Origin of the sequence: Bradyrhizobium guangzhouense (assembly GCF_004114955.1) — a bacterium.
Taxonomy (GTDB): domain Bacteria; phylum Pseudomonadota; class Alphaproteobacteria; order Rhizobiales; family Xanthobacteraceae; genus Bradyrhizobium; species Bradyrhizobium guangzhouense.
In genome coordinates this window covers 1,078,077-1,093,515 of the sequence record NZ_CP030053.1, presented here as the reverse complement: position 1 = coordinate 1,093,515, position 15,439 = coordinate 1,078,077, and the positions used below count along the sequence as shown (strand labels likewise).

Annotated in this window: 19 protein-coding genes and 1 tRNA gene; 1 reads left to right on the top strand and 19 read right to left on the bottom strand. The window is 64.2% G+C overall.

Features of this window, described 5'->3' with window-relative positions:
- Positions 1-11: 11 nt before the first annotated feature.
- Genes XH91_RS05360 through XH91_RS05330 form a run of 7 tightly spaced genes read right to left on the bottom strand, consistent with a single transcriptional unit; the run spans position 12 to position 5,475 of the window.
- Entirely contained in the window at positions 12-680 is a 669-nt protein-coding gene (locus XH91_RS05360; RefSeq protein ID WP_128949609.1) for an amino acid ABC transporter permease, read from the bottom strand.
- Between the two features lie 51 nt (positions 681-731).
- On the bottom strand, positions 732-1,586 hold the full coding sequence (locus XH91_RS05355; RefSeq protein ID WP_128949608.1) for a shikimate dehydrogenase: 855 nt from the start codon (positions 1,584-1,586) through the stop codon (positions 732-734).
- Between the two features lie 15 nt (positions 1,587-1,601).
- Positions 1,602-2,429: a shikimate dehydrogenase gene (aroE, locus tag XH91_RS05350; RefSeq protein ID WP_128949607.1), complete on the bottom strand. Its 828-nt coding sequence runs from the start codon at positions 2,427-2,429 to the stop codon at positions 1,602-1,604.
- A 3-nt stretch (positions 2,430-2,432) separates the two neighbouring features.
- Positions 2,433-3,659 (bottom strand): CaiB/BaiF CoA transferase family protein, encoded by a 1,227-nt coding sequence (locus XH91_RS05345; RefSeq protein WP_128949606.1) that lies wholly within the window; start codon positions 3,657-3,659, stop codon positions 2,433-2,435.
- On the bottom strand, positions 3,656-4,126 hold the full coding sequence (locus XH91_RS05340; protein WP_128949605.1) for a MaoC family dehydratase: 471 nt from the start codon (positions 4,124-4,126) through the stop codon (positions 3,656-3,658). Before XH91_RS05340 ends, XH91_RS05345 begins: the two co-directional genes overlap by 4 nt.
- Before the next feature lie 13 nt (positions 4,127-4,139).
- Positions 4,140-4,526, bottom strand: a complete 387-nt coding sequence (locus XH91_RS05335) for a VOC family protein (protein WP_128949604.1) — start codon at positions 4,524-4,526, stop codon at positions 4,140-4,142.
- 4 nt (positions 4,527-4,530) lie between these two features.
- Complete coding sequence (locus XH91_RS05330; RefSeq protein ID WP_128949603.1) at positions 4,531-5,475, bottom strand: ketopantoate reductase family protein; 945 nt, start codon at positions 5,473-5,475, stop codon at positions 4,531-4,533.
- A gap of 102 nt (positions 5,476-5,577) precedes the next feature.
- Between XH91_RS05330 and XH91_RS05325 the strand changes: the two genes are divergently transcribed.
- On the top strand, positions 5,578-6,558 hold the full coding sequence (locus XH91_RS05325) for a LysR family transcriptional regulator (protein WP_128949602.1): 981 nt from the start codon (positions 5,578-5,580) through the stop codon (positions 6,556-6,558).
- Positions 6,559-6,777: 219 nt separating this feature from the next.
- Here the strand turns inward: XH91_RS05325 and XH91_RS05320 are convergent.
- The 12 genes from XH91_RS05320 to XH91_RS05265 form a co-directional block, all read right to left on the bottom strand.
- A tRNA-Phe gene (locus tag XH91_RS05320) sits at positions 6,778-6,853 on the bottom strand.
- Positions 6,854-7,015: 162 nt separating this feature from the next.
- Positions 7,016-7,198 (bottom strand): DNA gyrase inhibitor YacG, encoded by a 183-nt coding sequence (gene yacG, locus XH91_RS05315; RefSeq protein WP_128954734.1) that lies wholly within the window; start codon positions 7,196-7,198, stop codon positions 7,016-7,018.
- A 125-nt stretch (positions 7,199-7,323) separates the two neighbouring features.
- Complete coding sequence (locus tag XH91_RS05310) at positions 7,324-7,953, bottom strand: Maf-like protein (protein ID WP_027530337.1); 630 nt, start codon at positions 7,951-7,953, stop codon at positions 7,324-7,326.
- A gap of 151 nt (positions 7,954-8,104) precedes the next feature.
- Positions 8,105-8,572, bottom strand: coding sequence for an arsenate-mycothiol transferase ArsC (locus XH91_RS05305; protein WP_128949601.1), 468 nt, complete (start codon positions 8,570-8,572; stop codon positions 8,105-8,107).
- A gap of 71 nt (positions 8,573-8,643) precedes the next feature.
- Positions 8,644-9,141: a UPF0262 family protein gene (locus XH91_RS05300; RefSeq protein ID WP_128949600.1), complete on the bottom strand. Its 498-nt coding sequence runs from the start codon at positions 9,139-9,141 to the stop codon at positions 8,644-8,646.
- Complete coding sequence (hisD, locus tag XH91_RS05295) at positions 9,138-10,433, bottom strand: histidinol dehydrogenase (RefSeq protein WP_128949599.1); 1,296 nt, start codon at positions 10,431-10,433, stop codon at positions 9,138-9,140. Before hisD ends, XH91_RS05300 begins: the two co-directional genes overlap by 4 nt.
- A gap of 162 nt (positions 10,434-10,595) precedes the next feature.
- Positions 10,596-11,045, bottom strand: a complete 450-nt coding sequence (locus tag XH91_RS05290) for a DUF2948 family protein (RefSeq protein ID WP_164938321.1) — start codon at positions 11,043-11,045, stop codon at positions 10,596-10,598.
- Between the two features lie 195 nt (positions 11,046-11,240).
- Entirely contained in the window at positions 11,241-12,065 is an 825-nt protein-coding gene (locus XH91_RS05285; protein WP_128949597.1) for an alpha/beta fold hydrolase, read from the bottom strand.
- 120 nt (positions 12,066-12,185) lie between these two features.
- On the bottom strand, positions 12,186-12,695 hold the full coding sequence (locus XH91_RS05280; RefSeq protein WP_128949596.1) for a hypothetical protein: 510 nt from the start codon (positions 12,693-12,695) through the stop codon (positions 12,186-12,188).
- Positions 12,696-12,947: 252 nt separating this feature from the next.
- Positions 12,948-13,256, bottom strand: a complete 309-nt coding sequence (locus XH91_RS05275; protein ID WP_100175035.1) for an EthD family reductase — start codon at positions 13,254-13,256, stop codon at positions 12,948-12,950.
- Between the two features lie 124 nt (positions 13,257-13,380).
- A complete protein-coding gene (locus tag XH91_RS05270; RefSeq protein ID WP_128954733.1) occupies positions 13,381-15,045 on the bottom strand; it encodes an FAD-dependent oxidoreductase in 1,665 nt (554 codons plus the stop codon).
- A gap of 89 nt (positions 15,046-15,134) precedes the next feature.
- Positions 15,135-15,317, bottom strand: coding sequence for a hypothetical protein (locus XH91_RS05265; protein ID WP_128949595.1), 183 nt, complete (start codon positions 15,315-15,317; stop codon positions 15,135-15,137).
- Positions 15,318-15,439 lie beyond the last annotated feature (122 nt).

Here is a 15,439-nt window from a genome sequence, read left to right as displayed (position 1 = left end):
GATCGCCCCCCTCAGCGTGTCGGATATGAGAAGAAGCGGTGAGATATGACCGCAAAGCCCAGCATCAGCAGCCAGGAAATCGCGAGATAGAGGAAGGTGACGGAGAAATAGACCTCGAAGCTACGGAATGTGTCGCTTTCGATGCGCTGAGCAACCGACGTCAATTCGTAGGCCGACACGGCCGAACAAATCGACGAGGTCAGCGTCAGCATGATGAACTGACCGGTGAGCGAGGGATAGATCGCGCGAAGCGCGGGCTTGAGCACGATGAACCGGAATACCTGTCCTTTGTGCAGGCCGAGCGCGTAGCCCGCTTCCACCTGTCCCTTGTGAATGGATTGCACCCCGCCACGGATGATCTCGATGGCGTAGGCGCCGCCATTGACACCGAGCGCGATAATGGCGGTGGCGGTCGGATTGAGCTTCAATCCGACGAGCGGCAGGGCGAAGAACAGAAAGAAGATCTGCACCAGGAAGGGTGTATTGCGCACGAGCTCGACGAAGCCGATGACGAGAGCCCGTAACCATGCCGCCCTCGAATCGCGTGCCGCGACGCCGGCGACACCGATCGCCATCGCGAGCGTCATGCCGGCCAGCGCCAGGCCCAACGTACCCACGCATCCCCACAGCAGCGCGGGCATGGCATGCCAAACGACCGAGAAATCGAGCGTGTAGCCCATCTTGCGTTTCCCCTCGGGCGTTGTGCGTGCCGCTCGCCCATCGGCCTGACGTCACCCTCCCAGGGAGGCAAAAGTGGCGATGAAGACGTCCGGATCAGGTGAGATGCCCGTGAACAGGCGAAATGCTTCGGTGCCCTGAAAGATCGCCATGCCTCCGCCATCGACGGTGCGGCAACCGAGGGCACGCGCCGCACGCAGCAGCGCGGTTTCGAGCGGGAAATAGACGATCTCGGCGACCCACAGATCGGGACGCAGCAAGGCCGTCGGCAGCGGCGTGCCCGGATATTTGTCCATGCCGATCGGCGTCGCGTTGACAATTCCGTCTGCCGCAGCCGCGACCGTGACGACATCCTGGCCGACTTTTATGCGCCCCTTTTCGAATCGAGAGGACAATCCATCGACCACGCTTTGCGCCTTGGCCAAATCCACGTCGATGATGATCAGCTCCTGCACGCCAAGCTTCAGCAGCGCGAACGCAACCGCCGCGCCCGCTCCGCCCGCGCCGAATTGGACCACGCGGCCGAGCGGCGCACCCTGCATGTTGCGGCGAAAATTCTCGGCGAAGCCGAACCAGTCGGTGTTGTGGCCGGTCATTCGGCCATTCCTGATGACAACTGTGTTCACCGCACCAAGCGCCTCTGCGTCAGGCGAAAGCTCATCCAGCAGTGGAAGGATCGCCTGCTTGCAGGGGTGGGTGATGTTCAGCCCGTCAAAGCCCATCCGCTTTGCCGCCGTGAGCAGGTCCGGGAGCGCTTCGGCACCAAGCTTCAACTCAGTCAGATCGATTTTCTTGTAGAGATACCGGATGCCCGCTGCGTCAGCCGCCGCTTCGTGCATGGGCGGGGTGCGGGACGCAGCGATGCCGCTGCCGATCAGACCGACGAGGAAGCTGGGTTTGGAATGCATGCCCGGCATCACTCGTCAGCTCAGGGGGATGGTCAGTTCGGCGATGACCTGAGCCGTGCTCGGTCGAACGCCGCGCCACCAGGCAAAAGCTTCCGCCGCCTGCTCGACCAGCATGCCGACGCCGTCGGCGAGCTTGGCTACGCCTTCGGCGCGGGCCGCTTGCAGAAAGGGAGTTAATCCCTTGCCGTAGGCGAGTTCGTACGCCAGCTCCGCACCGCGGAAGACATTGCCTGGAAGCGGCGGCATCTCACCGCGCAGGCTGGCCGAGGTTGCGTTGACCACGACGTCGTAGCCTTCGGCGAGGTCGGCGAGCTCAGCGTAGCCACTGACGATCAGCGGGCCACAGCCGGCAAACTCTTCGGCCAATGCGACCGCTTTCGACAGCGTTCGGTTGACGAGAACCAGCTCGGACGGCTCCTGGCGCAGGAGCGGCAGCAGCGCGCCACGCGCCGCGCCGCCGGCACCGAGCATCAGGACGCGACGTCCGGCCATTTTGACGCCGAGATTGACGGTGATGTCACGCACCAGGCCGATCCCGTCGAAATTCTCGCCAATGATCCGATCGCCCTGGAACTTCAGGCAGTTTACGGCGCCAGCTCGGTCGGCGCGCTCGGAAAGCTCATTTGCATAGGCGAAGGCGTCGAGCTTGAACGGCGCGGTGATGTTGAGCCCCTTGGCACCCTCCGTCCGGAATTGGTCAACTCGTGCGTCGAAGCCACCGAGTGGGGCCTCGATCGCCTCATAGAAGACGTCCTCTCCTGTCATTCTGGCGAAAGTGCCATGGATGAGGGGTGATTTGCTGAAGCCGATCGGATTGCCGATCACCGCATAACGATCGCTCATGGCTCACTCCCGCACCGCGGCTTCGTTGTAGAGGACGCCGTCGCGCACCATCGCCTCGACGAGCTCGGCCGAAAGTCCCAGCGACTCTGCAATGCGGCGATTGTCCTGGCCGAGCAGCGGCGCTGGGGTTTGCACGGTGGTATCGCAATCGGAGAAGCGGAACGGCAGGTTCGGCAGCGTCACCTTGCCGAGGACCGGATGCTCCTGTTCGACCAGCATGCCGCGCGCCTTAACCTGCGGATCCTTTACGACCTCTTCGATGCTTTGCACGGGAGCGGACGGCACACCCGCCTCCTCCAGCGCTGCAAGACAGGCATCCCGTGATGGCTGCGACAGCGTCCAGTTGCGCACGATCTCCATCGCTTCGGCATAGTGAGCGTTGCGCACGGCCGGCGTGGCAAAGCGTTCGTCGGATGACAACGCGTTGCCACCGATCAGGCTCGCCAGTCGGCGCCACGCATCATCGACTTGCGCAGCGATGACAAGATTGCCGTCCTTGGCCGGAAAGATGCCGTAGACGGTCGAGTCCGGCTGACCGCTGCCGGTCTGCTTCGGCAGGTCGGTACCGCCGGAGAGGAAGTAGCGCTGCACCGCATAGTCGTGCATCGAGACCATGCAATCGTACAGCGCCAGATCGACATGCTGGCCGCGCCCGGACGATCCGCGGCCAACGAGAGCCGCATTGATGGCCGCAACGCCATGAATGCCGGTATACATATCGGCCAAGGGCATCCGCAGCAGCGGCGGCGCTTCGCCGGGATTGCCCAGTTGCGCCAGCGCGCCCGACATCGCCTCCGCGATCAGGCCAAAACCCGGACGATCGGCATAGGGACCGGTATGGCCATAGGCGGAGACCGAGCAGTAGATCAGTTTGGGATTCCGCGCCGACAGCGCCTTGTAACCGAGCCCGAGGCGCTCGAGCGCGCCGGGACGGTAGTTCTCGATGAATACGTCGGCTGTGTCGACCAGCTTCATCATCAGGTCGAGGCCACGCTTGTCGCGCAGATCGATACACAGGCCCTGCTTTCCCATGTTCTGCTGCAGGAAGTAGCCGGATTGTCCGCCCTTGAAATAGCCGTGGGCGCGGCCCGCATCGCCGGCTTTCGGACGCTCCACCTTGATGACTTCCGCGCCCATCGCGGCGAGACAACGGCCCATGAATGGGCCTGCCAGGAAATGGCTGTAGTCGATGACGCGAATGCCTTTGAGCGGCAGATCCTGTGCAGTCATGCCTGCTCTCCTGCCGCGTTGGTCTTCGGGCGCATCGGAATCATCAGCCGGTGCTCGCCGAGCTGCACCACTTCGCCGCGCTGATTGATCAGCTCCGAGGGCAGCACCACGATGCCCCACCCGTCACGCTTCGTCGTGCGCATCGAGCCGACGCGGAACTTCACATGCACGGTGTCGCCGAGCTTGATCGGCAGCTTGAAATCCCACGACCAGCCCAGCGACATTCCCGGAAGGAAGCGATAGTCGGCGCGGGTCTTCAAACCGTCGGCCAGCGACAGTCCAAACAGCCCGTGCGCGACGCGCGTGCCGAAGGGAGTGGTCTTGGCGTATTCCTCGTCGACGTGAACGGGCGTAAAATCACCCGTCAGTTCGGCATAGGCATTCACCATCGCTTCCGTGACCGTCACTGCGGGGGTGACGCATTCGTCACCGACCTTGGCATCGTCCCAGTAGCGTTCGTCGGTCATGTCGCGTCTTTCTCTAGGCACGGGGATTGATCGCCAGGGCGGCTTCCACGGCGCCTGCGCTCGCTGGCAGGATTTCGACGTTGAGGCCGCCCGGCAGCTCGAGCCAGTTCGGCCCCGCAGGCAGCGCCTTGGCGCCCCAGGCGGCGGCGCGGGCGAGGACGCCTTCGTAGTCGTCGACCATGATGCCGAGATGGGCGAGGCGTCCCTCCGGTCCGACGAAATGCGAATCCTCGATGAGTTGCACGCTTCCGAGCACCCATACCTGACGCGGGCGCGCACCTTCGGCGGGCTGCTCGTCGCGAATGGCAAGACCGAGCACCTCACGAAAGAAGCCGACGTGACGATCGACATCCGGCACGCGGATCGCGACGTGTTCGACATAAGCGCGGGGCAACGACATCGTCTCAGGCCTTTCCCGGATAATCGCCGCGGGCGTATTCGAGCCCTTTGACCAACGCGACGAGGGTCGCGTTGACGGGGGTCGGCACGTTGAGCTTGGCGCCCCAACGCACGACGGAGCCGTGAATGTAATCGACCTCTGTCGGATTGCCGGACTGCAAGCTCTGCAACATCGACGTCTTGAACTCGGGCGGCAGTCCGGCAGACGCCATCGTCCAGGCAAGGCGCGGATCGGCAATCGAAATCTTCACGCCGGCAGCTTGCGCCACCGCGATGCCTTCCGAGATTGCCGCCAGCGCGCAATCTTCCAGGATCGGCAGCGAATAGAGACCGCCATAAGTCAGGCCGGTAACGGCGGTGATTCCGCCGCCGGCAACGTTGATGAAGAGCTTGTCCCACATCGTGCCCAGGATGTTGTCGCTCAGCAGCGTGAGAACGCCAGCACGATTGAACGTCTCGGAAATCCGCCATGCACGCTCCGTCAAGCGTCCATCGAGCTCGCCGATGATGGTTTCCTTGCCGACGACCCCGGAGCGAACATGACCGGGTCCGAGCATCACGCCGCCAACATAGGTCTTGCCTGCCATGACCCTGTCACGACCGACTACCTCCGAAAGGATGTCTTCGTGGCCAAGGCCGTTTTGCAGCGACATCACGACCGTCTGCGGTCCGATGATCGGCGCCGCCGCCCGGATCGCATCCCGCGTGTGGTAGGATTTGACGAGGACAATGACGAGGTCCGCCACATTGCCGACCTGGTCCGCGGAGGTGCAGGCAGAGACCTTCACGACGGTCTCGGCACCACCTTCGAGCATCCGTAGACCACCGGCATTGATCGCTTCGACATGAGCTCGAAACGGATCGACCAGCCAGACCTCGGCACCGCCGCGCGCCAGCGTGCCGCCGATGGTCGAGCCCAAGGCTCCCGCTCCGATAAAGCAGATCCTCATCCGCACGTTTCTCCCGCGCCTTTTTGGGCGTCGGAGGCGTGGTAGCAATCCACCCTGTATTTGGATATGCTATGATCTTTATATCCATTATTGCAGATTGCAATGAAGCACCGGGACCTCTCCGAGACGAACCTGCTGGAGCCGCGCCTGCTCCGGCTGTTTGACGCGTTGTTCTCCACGGGCAGCGTCACCAAGGCAGCCGAGAGGCTCGGTCAAAGCCAGCCGACCATTTCGATCTGGCTGGCGCGCCTGCGAAGGGAGTTGGACGATCCGCTCTTCATCCGGTCGGCGGAAGGAATGCTGCCGACGCCGCGGGCCGAGGCTCTCATCGGCACGGCCCGGCAGGCGTTGGAGATGCTGCGACGTCTGGCCGAGCTTCGCCCAGAGTTCGATCCGGAGACTGCAAAGCGCCGCTTCGTCATCTGCATGACGGATGCGAGCCACATCACGCTGCTTCCGGCCATCCTCGCCCACGTTCGCCGCGTTGCGCCAGGCATCCGCATCGAAGCGGCGCAGATCGGCGGCGATACCCCGCGAATGCTGCAGTCTGGCGAGGCCGATCTGGCGCTCGGCTACATCTCGGACCTCGACGCTGGACACTTCCAACAGGCACTCTTTCCGCAGGATTGGGTCTGCCTGGCGAACGCAAAACATGTTCGGATCGGCGACCGCATCACGCTGAAGGATTTCGGGCGTGAGGCGCACGTCCTCATTCGCTCCGGCACCGGACATCAGTTGCTCGCCGACGCGCTGAAGGCGCAGCAGATCGTCCTCGATGTCGCGCTCGAGCTGCCGGGCTTCCTGGGGTTACCCGCAATCGTCGGGACGACCGACCTGATCGCCACCCTTCCAAGGCACATTGGCGAAACGCTCGCCCACTATTATGGACTGCGCGTGCTCGAATGCCCGCTGGCGATCACCGGGTTTACAGTGAAGCAATACTGGCATGCCCGCTTCCATCACGACGCGGCAAGCCAATGGCTGCGTGACGTGTGCGGTGAGCTGTTTCAACAGCAGGACGTGCGAGGTCTATATCGTTCCGGCCGGCCAAAGAAACGAAGGCTACGCAATTTGCCGTCGTAATGGGGCGCTCATTGGTCGCGCTATTGCTCGAAGTGTGGTTGCGGGCCTGGATTTGACCATATGGGAATTGGCGAGCCCCACGACGCTCAACATCCCGCTGCAGGGCAAGAAAAGCGGAGTTTTGGTGCCCAGGGGCGGAATCGAACCATCTGGCTTCGCCCTTCGGGCTACGCCGGGACGTGCGTTCGTGCGGATGGTTTGTTGGCTACGGCAGCTGGATGGTGCCCAGGGGCGGAATCGAACCACCGACACTGCGATTTTCAGTCGCATGCTCTACCAACTGAGCTACCTGGGCGTGCTCCAAGAGAGGGGCCAAAGCCCATCGAGCGGGCGGTTTATAGTGGGCTCGGAGCGGCCTGTCCACCCACGCTTCGCGGGGCGCAGCGCGGCTGTGTACAAGGTGGGGCGGGCTCGCCAAAGCAGGCCAACCGTCCTTATAAGGCATTGATATTATTTACTATTCTATGTCGTCCCCGTCGTCGTCCCGGCCGGGGATAACGTAGGAGCCTTTCAGCCAGCGGTTCAGATCGACGTCGCGGCAGCGCGAGGAACAGAACGGACGGGTGGCCTGCGCCTGCGGCTTGCCGCAGATCGGGCAGGTTTTGAGGGGCCCGGCGGGCTTTTTGATTTGGTCGTCCATCGTCGGGATACCTGTACACGAGGTCGGGGCATTCAAGGGCCCGGCGGCAAACAGGATTTTCAGGCCGCCGCGCATGATCCCCGCGGGCCGATCCTACTGTGCATGGGGTTGTTTTCGAGTTCTTGTCAGACCGCGGTGGCGTTGAGCCAGCCGAAGCGGATCGGGAAGCCCTCGCCGCCGAGCAGCGTCGTGGTCTCATAGAGCGGCAGGCCAACCACGTTGCTGTAGGAGCCCACCATCTTCACCACGAAGGAGCCGGCGATGCCCTGCACGGCATAGCCGCCGGCTTTGCCGCGCCACTCGCCTGAGCCGATATAGGCCTGGATGTCATCCTCCGAGAGGCGCTTGAAGCGGACGCGGGTCTCGACCAGGCGCTGGCGGAACGCCTCGCGCGGCGTCACCAGGCAGATCGCGGTGTAGACGCGGTGGTTGCGGCCCGACAGCAGCCGCAGGCACTGCGCGGCTTCGTCCACCAGATTGGCCTTGGGCAGGATGCGGCGGCCGACCGCCACCACGGTGTCGGCGGACAGGATGAAGGCGCCGCGCAGCTCGTCGTCGAGCTGCACGGATTTGAGCGCCGCATCGGCCTTGGCCCTTGCCAGGCGATTGGCGCAGGCGCGCGGCAGCTCGCCCCGCCGCGGCGTCTCGTCGACATCGGCCGGCCGGAGCGCATCCGGGTCGATGCCGGCCTGGTTGAGCAGCGACAGGCGCCGCGGCGAACCGGAGGCAAGTACGAATTTGGGGCGGCCGAGCATCAGGTGATTTTTGGGAGATTTGGCAGGGGGTGAATTGCGCGCGGAACCTATCGGAAGGGGGCTGATTTCACAACCCGGGAACCCGGACTTTGCTGATTCGAGGTTTCCGACATGCGTGTGCCCTTAGTCTGTGACGCGGGTGTTACGGCAGCTAGCCGCTCGCAGCACCTACTTTCGCGAACCGTCGCCGGATCCGCATCAGGAGCTGGTCGCAGACCTCGCGGTAGGCCGCGAGCTTCTGGTCGCGGCTGCCCTCCATCGTGGTCGGATCCTGCGTCGGCCAGTATTCGACATCGGCGGCGAGCGTGCGGGTCAGCTCCAGCGCCTTGTGATGCGCCTCCGGCGACAGCGTGATGATGAGGTCGAAATTGAGCCCCTCCCAATCCTCCAGCTCCTCGAAGGTCTGCGGCTTGTGGCTGGAGATATCCTGGCCGAGCTCGGCCATCACGGATACCGCGAACGGATCGAGCTCGCCTTTTCTCGCGCCGGCAGACTTCACGTAGAGGCCTTGCGGAAACATGTGCTGGAGCAGGCTCGCGGCCATCGGCGAGCGCACGCTGTTCATCGCGCAGGCAAACAGCACCGATTGCGGATCGCGTGCGCGTGGCGGACCCGCCATCGCACTTAGGCCCTTTTGGTAGAGGGCATGGCCTTGTCGGAAAACCGCTGCACACTTTTCCGGGCCATGCCCTAGCCCTTCCAGTGCAGGACGGTGATGAGCGTGAACAGCCGGCGCGAGGTCTCGAAATCGACCCGCACCTTGCCCTTCAGTCGCTCCTGCAGCGTGCGCGATCCCTCGTCATGGATGCCGCGGCGGCCCATGTCGATAGCCTCGATTTTATCAGGGGTCGCGGTCCGGATCGCCTGGTAGTAGCTGTCGCAGATCATGAAATAGTCCTTCACGATCCTGCGGAACGGCGTCAGCGACAGCAGATGCGCGACCACGGGCGTACCGTCCTCGCGGCGGATGTCGAACATCAGCCGGTTGCCGCTGATGCCGATATGCAGCGTGAACGGGCCCTTGCCATCCGCGCCATCAGGCGCGAACAGGTTCTGCTCGATGAGATCGTAGATCGCGATCGCGCGCTCGTGCTCGATGTCGGGCCCGGAACGGCCGATCGAGTCCTCGTCGAGGGTTACCGCGACGATACGATTGGTCGAGTCGTCCTGTTCGGGCGGCTTTGTCATGACAGATTGAGGCGCAATCCAATCGAGCGCGAATGGGCATCCAGCCCCTCCGCTTGTCCGAGCGTCATCGCGGCCGGTCCCAGCGCACGCAGCTGGTCCGGGCCGCATTTCAGGATCGAGGTCCGCTTCATGAAATCGGCGACCCCGAGCCCCGAGGAGAACCGCGCCGAGCGCGCCGTCGGCAGCACGTGGTTGGAGCCGCCGACATAGTCGCCGATCGCCTCCGGCGTATGCGCCCCGAGAAACACGGCGCCGGCGTTACGGATCTTTGCGGCAAGCGCCTCGGGATCGCTGGTCATGATCTCGAGATGCTCGGCAGCGATCGCGTCCGCGAGCGGAACGGCTTCGGCGAGATTTTTCACCATGATGACGGCGCCAAAATCGGCCCATGACTTGCCGGCAATCGCGGCGCGCGGCAGCGTCTTCAACTGCGCTTCGACCGCTTTCTGGACGTCGGCGGCGAGACGCGCGGAATCGGTGATCAGGATCGATTGCGCGCTGGCATCGTGCTCGGCCTGCGCCAGCAGATCGGCGGCGATCCAGTCGGCATTGCCGGTGTCGTCGGCAATCACCAGCACCTCGGAGGGGCCGGCGATCATGTCGATGCCGACCTTGCCGAACACCAGCCGCTTGGCAGCGGCGACATAGGCATTGCCGGGGCCGACGATCTTGGCGACAGGCGCGATCGTCGCGGTGCCGTGAGCGAGCGCGGCGACGGCCTGCGCACCGCCGACGCGGTAGATTTCGGTGACACCACCGAGCGAGGCGGCCGCCAGCACCAGCGGATTGAGCTTGCCGTCCGGCGAGGGCACCACCATCACGAGGCGTGACACGCCCGCAACCTTGGCCGGCACCGCATTCATCAGCACCGAAGACGGATAGGCGGCCGTGCCGCCGGGGACGTAGAGGCCGGCGGATTCGATCGCGGTGTAACGCCAGCCGAGCTCGACGCCGAGCGGATCGGTGAAGCGCTCGTCCTTCGGCAGCTGGCGGCGGTGATAAGTCTCGATGCGGTCGCGCGCGAGCTTGAGCGCGTCCAGCGTCGCGGCATCGCAGGCCCTTGTCGCGGTCTCGACCTCGGCCGCCGAGACGCGAAGGCCGGATGCATCCAGCGTCAGCCGGTCGAACTTGGCCGTGGCCTCGAGCAGGGCGGCATCACCGCGCCTCGCCACATCGTCGACGATGGTGCGCACGGTGGCCTCGACGTCGGCCGAGATCTCGCGCTTGGCGGCGAGGAAGGCCGCGAATCGCTGGTCGAAATCGGCGCTGCTGCGGTCGAGACGAACGGGCATTTTGGCTTGGCTTCTGCTGGTTTTACGGCGCGCGGTCCGGCTCACCGGCCCCCTGCTCAATGGCGCGGCGGGGAAGCTGCGTCAACCCTTGGTCGACCCTTGGTCCACCCTTGGGAGGCCCAGCAAACAGCCTGGGCTGCTTCCCCTGGTATACCGGCCGCCTCACCCCTCCCCCTCTATTGCCACTCCCGTTCCCAGTTCGTCCGCCCCGAGATCGGTCAGCTCGCACTCCAGGCATTCGACGTCGAGGCGGATGGCGCCGCCCTGGGCGAACAGCAGCAATGCGCTACCGCCGGGCTCCTCGTTGCGGCCGTCCTGCGGGTGAAACTCGATGCCGACGAGGTCCAGGATCTTGTCCGGTGCGGCCAGGTCGATGTTGCGCGACTTGCAGGCGAGCACGCGGTCGAAACGAAGCGCCGACACCAGCCGGCGCGGCGTGGTCTCGCCGGCGAGTGTCTGCTCCCAGTCCAGCCGGCTCATGCCGACCACCAGGCGCTTCTCACCCTGCCGCCAGATGATGTCGGACGGCTGCACCCGGGCATCCTGCACATGGGCCGAGATCACGGCGAGATCGTCGGCATCGAGCGCGATCAGTTTGAGCTGGGGAGACATCACCGACACTTCTCCTCGAGGGGTTGATCCCGCTTCAACGCGCAGGATCGCCGAAATTTCCGCTCAAATTATCCAGCTCGCGCGCTAGACGCTATTGATATCCTCCATATCCGGTCGCGCCGAAAATGATCACACGCATTCGCCCTGCCGCCGGTCCCCTGTCCCACAAGGGGGGACAGGGTCAGAGCGAACCGCTCAGCTCTTGAAGAACGCCAGCAGGTCCGCGTTGATGGTCTCGGCTTCCGTGGTCGGCATGCCGTGCGGAAAACCCTTGTAGGTCTTCAGCGTGCCGTTCTTGAGCAGCTTGGCCGACAGCGGCGCGGAATCGGCGTAGGGCACGATCTGGTCGTCGTCGCCATGCATCACCAGCACGGGAACATTGATCTTCTTGAGATCCTCGGTGAAGTCGGTCTGCGAGAACGCGACGATGCCGTCGTAATGCGCCTTCGCGCCGCCCATCATGCCCTGGCGCCACCAGTTCTGGATCACCGCTTCCGACGGTTTTGCGCCGGGGCGGTTGTAACCGTAGAACGGACCGGAGGGGAGGTCGCGGTAGAATTGCGTGCGGCTGGCGGCGAGTGCGGCCTGGAGACCGTCGAACACGCTCTTCGGCAGACCGCCGGGATTGGCCTCGGTCTTCACCATCAGCGGCGGCACCGCGGACAGGATCGCGGCCTTCGCGACGCGCGCCTCGCCGTGGCGGGCGATGTAATGCACGACCTCGCCGCCGCCGGTGGAATGGCCGACATGGATGGCGTTCTTGAGATCGAGATGCGCGGTCAGTGCCGCGAGATCGTCGGCGTAATGATCCATGTCGTGGCCGTCGGAGACCTGCGCCGAGCGGCCATGGCCGCGGCGGTCATGGGCGACGACGCGATAGCCGCGGGTGACGAAGAACATCATCTGCGCGTCCCAGTCGTCCGATGACAGCGGCCAGCCATGGCTGAACACGATCGGCTGGCCCGAGCCCCAATCCTTGTAGAAAATCTCGACACCGTCTTTGGTGGTGATGGTGGGCATGAAGTGCTCCTTTGAGAATCGTTTCGGGGCTCGCGGCCCGCGAGCCTGCATCCCGAAGATGGTTGCACGATGATCCGAGGTCGATGCCGCGCACCGCGCGAGGTGGTCAGAATCGGGCGATCAGGCAAATGCCATCGGCCTGTAGCGGCGCCAGGCGCCGATGGTCACGACCACGAAGAACACCAGCACGATGCCCTGCACCACCGCGAACACCGGGCCGGACGGCGGCGCCGGCGGCACGGCCGGCGCGAGCGCGGCGAGCGCCGGGATCTTCAGGAACGACTGAATGATCAGCACGAAGACGTTGAAGTAGAGCGAGATCATCGCAGTCACGATGTAGATCGGCCGCCAGGCGCCTTTGAGCTTCATGCCATAGAGCGCGATGCAGGCGATCGCGAGCAGCACCAGCGAGATGCCGGCGATGATGTAGGAGGGCAAGAGCTCCTTGAACGGAAACAAAAAGCCCGTTGCGTTGGTGAGAATCGTGAACAGCAGGAAGATCGCAGTGAGGCCCGGCATCGGCTTCGAGCCGAGCAGGCCGAACATCACGATCAGGCCCGCTGCGATGGCGATCAGGCTGATGATGACATGGACCAGTGTGAAGGCTTGCAGGCTCATCCCGAGAACCATGACATCTCTCCTATTCTCTGCATTGAGACCAGGAGATTGATATTATGCTCCTCATCGGATTGCCACCTGCGCTGACGTCACATATGCGCGTGCAGCCATGCGTCATCGTGCGAATCGACAAACGCATGGCTGAATTTCTTGCAACGCTGTCAGTAGCCCGGATGGAGCGCAGCGAAATCCGGGGTTCTCGCGCCTGAGGCAATAGTGTCCCGGATTGCGCTCCGCTCGATCCGGGCTACGAGATCAAGAGTTTCACACTTCCTTGGTGTCGAAGATCAACAGGTCGGCACCGCCGCTGGCAAATTTCGGCACGTCGCCGGCGGCCGCCTTGCCGGCTTCGCTGCCGAAGGCTTTCTGGATGTCACCCACGCTATCGAAGGTGAGGATGGCAACGAGGTGAATGCCTGAGGGACCTGCGGGCGATCCGACTGCGCCGGTGCTGACGGCGTATTTCTTCAGGCCGGGAAGTTTCTTGGCGAGCGGAATGTGGGTTTCGGCATAATGCTTGTCGAAAGCGGCAGCGTCCTTGGGCGTCTTGTAGAGCACGACGAGTTCGGCCATTTGAGTCCTCCCGTTGAACATTTGTTCTTCCACGCGAACTGGTCGCGCGATGCGGCGAGTGTCTGTGGGACACGGCAAGATGGCAAGCCTCATTCGACTTGCCGTCTGCTTGTCATATCCTTGACTAAAGCGCCGGTTTTGCGGCGTCGCCGAGATAGCCGTGCAGGGAAGCCACGACCTGCGCGCCTTCACCGATGGCGCCGCCGACGCGCTTGACCGAGCCGGAGCGGACATCGCCGACGGCGTAGACGCCGGGGACGGAGGTCTCGAGCGGCGCCACCAGCTTGCCCTGGTTCAGCTCGGACTGCGCGCCCGTGACGACGAACCCCCCGCGATCGAGCGTCACGCCACAGCCGTCGAGCCATCCGGTGGCGGGATCGGCGCCGACGAACAAGAACAGATTCTTGATGTCGGCGGAATCCTCGTCGTCAGACAGCCGGCTCTTCCAGCGGATCCGCCGCAGCAGCGAGGCCTCGTCGCCCTCGAGCGCCGTGATCTCGGTGTTGAACAGCAACTCGATGTTCGGCGTCGCCTCGATGCGCTCGATCAGATAGCGCGACATGCTGGCGCCCAGGCCGCCGCCGCGGATGATCATCAAGACCTTCCTGGCATGGCCCGACAGGAACACCGCCGCCTGTCCCGCGGAGTTTCCGGCACCGACCAGCGCCACCTCCTCGCCGGCACACAGCTTCGCCTCGACCGGAGACGCCCAGTACCAGACGCCGCGGCCCTCGAACTTGTCGAGGTTGGCGATATCGGGCCGGCGATAGCGCGCGCCTGACGCAACCACCACCGAACGCGAGCGCAAGGGATCGCTGCCGTCGAGCGCGACGGAAAACGCCCCGTCCTTGCGCGTGCAATCGAGCGACTTCACCGTGACGGGAATCATGATATCGGCGCCGAACTTTTGCGCCTGGTTGAAGGCGCGCGCCGTGAGCGCCAGGCCGGAAATGCCGGTCGGAAAGCCCAGATAGTTTTCGATGCGCGCGCTGGCGCCGGCCTGGCCGCCAAAGGCTCTGATATCGAGCACCGCGACCGATAGACCTTCGGACGCCGCGTACACGGCGGTCGCAAGCCCGGCCGGGCCGCAGCCGACGATCGCGACGTCGTAGATGCGATCATTGCGCGGGCCGCCGATCATGCCGATCGCGCGCGCAAGCTCGGTCTCGCCGGGATTGCGCAGCACCTCGCCGCTGGCGGCAACCACCAGCGGCCAGTCCTCGGGCTTCGGCGAATAGCGCGCGATCACCTCGGCGGCGTCGCGATCCCTGTCGGGATCGAGCAGATGATGCGGCTGGCCGTTGCGGGTGAGGAAACTTTGCAGGCGCACCACGCCAGCCGAATGCGAGGGACCGATCAGCACGATGCCGCCGACGCCGGCCTGGAGCAGATTGACCCGGCGCAGGATCAGCGCACGCATGATGCGCTCGCCGAGCTCGGCCTCGGCGACCAGCAGCGCGCGTAGGCGCTCCGGCGGCAGCAGCAGCGTCTTGACGTCGCCTTCGGCGCGGCCATCGACCAACGCCGGGCGGCCGGACAGCTGGCCGAGCTCGGCCAGAAATTGGCCGGGACCCTGGTCGATCAAGGGGGTGATATTGCCAAGACCATCGCGCTGGGTGATGGCGACATGGCCCTCAAGCACGACAAACATGCCCGGACCCGGCTTTCCGGTCTCGAACAGCAGCTCGCCATCCTCATAGGCGCGAAGCTCGCCGAAATGCCTGAGACGTTCGATCTCGGCGGACGTCAGCGTCGGAAACGTCTGCTCGGGGCGGGTGAAGCGCGCCATCTGCGCGTCGTGATCGGCTGTTTGTGATTCGTCCTGCCCCGTGGTCACTGCATGCACTCCAAAAAATATCCAGCCGCTCGCGTCCAAGCTCAGGTCTCGCCAGCGGTCCCCTCATCTAGGGACCGATCGTCATCTTGCGAGGGGTCGGCGCTTGCGGCGCGTTCGCGCGCCTGCGCCTTGCGCCGCTTCAGATTCTCCCGCAGCGCCGATTTGAGGCGGTCGTCGCGCGATGTGCGGTCTTGTCTTGCGTTCCTGTTGATCTCGTCGGCCATCACGGGTCCATCCAGCTCGAGGCGATAACATGCCCGGAGAATGCGGCAGCTCAAGAGGCCTTGATGTCCCGATCGTGCAAAATCCAAAATGGGCCGAATCCGCCGCACCGGCCAACTGGCCA

Coding starts and splice junctions, on each gene's coding strand:
- XH91_RS05360 (WP_128949609.1), bottom strand. CDS start 680: ATGGGCTACACGCTCGATTTCTCGGTCGTTTGGCATGCCATGCCCGCG.
- XH91_RS05355 (WP_128949608.1), bottom strand. CDS start 1,586: ATGCATTCCAAACCCAGCTTCCTCGTCGGTCTGATCGGCAGCGGCATC.
- aroE (WP_128949607.1), bottom strand. CDS start 2,429: ATGAGCGATCGTTATGCGGTGATCGGCAATCCGATCGGCTTCAGCAAA.
- XH91_RS05345 (WP_128949606.1), bottom strand. CDS start 3,659: ATGACTGCACAGGATCTGCCGCTCAAAGGCATTCGCGTCATCGACTAC.
- XH91_RS05340 (WP_128949605.1), bottom strand. CDS start 4,126: ATGACCGACGAACGCTACTGGGACGATGCCAAGGTCGGTGACGAATGC.
- XH91_RS05335 (WP_128949604.1), bottom strand. CDS start 4,526: ATGTCGTTGCCCCGCGCTTATGTCGAACACGTCGCGATCCGCGTGCCG.
- XH91_RS05330 (WP_128949603.1), bottom strand. CDS start 5,475: ATGAGGATCTGCTTTATCGGAGCGGGAGCCTTGGGCTCGACCATCGGC.
- XH91_RS05325 (WP_128949602.1), top strand. CDS start 5,578: ATGAAGCACCGGGACCTCTCCGAGACGAACCTGCTGGAGCCGCGCCTG.
- yacG (WP_128954734.1), bottom strand. CDS start 7,198: ATGGACGACCAAATCAAAAAGCCCGCCGGGCCCCTCAAAACCTGCCCG.
- XH91_RS05310 (WP_027530337.1), bottom strand. CDS start 7,953: ATGCTCGGCCGCCCCAAATTCGTACTTGCCTCCGGTTCGCCGCGGCGC.
- XH91_RS05305 (WP_128949601.1), bottom strand. CDS start 8,572: ATGGCGGGTCCGCCACGCGCACGCGATCCGCAATCGGTGCTGTTTGCC.
- XH91_RS05300 (WP_128949600.1), bottom strand. CDS start 9,141: ATGACAAAGCCGCCCGAACAGGACGACTCGACCAATCGTATCGTCGCG.
- hisD (WP_128949599.1), bottom strand. CDS start 10,433: ATGCCCGTTCGTCTCGACCGCAGCAGCGCCGATTTCGACCAGCGATTC.
- XH91_RS05290 (WP_164938321.1), bottom strand. CDS start 11,045: ATGTCTCCCCAGCTCAAACTGATCGCGCTCGATGCCGACGATCTCGCC.
- XH91_RS05285 (WP_128949597.1), bottom strand. CDS start 12,065: ATGCCCACCATCACCACCAAAGACGGTGTCGAGATTTTCTACAAGGAT.
- XH91_RS05280 (WP_128949596.1), bottom strand. CDS start 12,695: ATGGTTCTCGGGATGAGCCTGCAAGCCTTCACACTGGTCCATGTCATC.
- XH91_RS05275 (WP_100175035.1), bottom strand. CDS start 13,256: ATGGCCGAACTCGTCGTGCTCTACAAGACGCCCAAGGACGCTGCCGCT.
- XH91_RS05270 (WP_128954733.1), bottom strand. CDS start 15,045: ATGGCGCGCTTCACCCGCCCCGAGCAGACGTTTCCGACGCTGACGTCC.
- XH91_RS05265 (WP_128949595.1), bottom strand. CDS start 15,317: ATGGCCGACGAGATCAACAGGAACGCAAGACAAGACCGCACATCGCGC.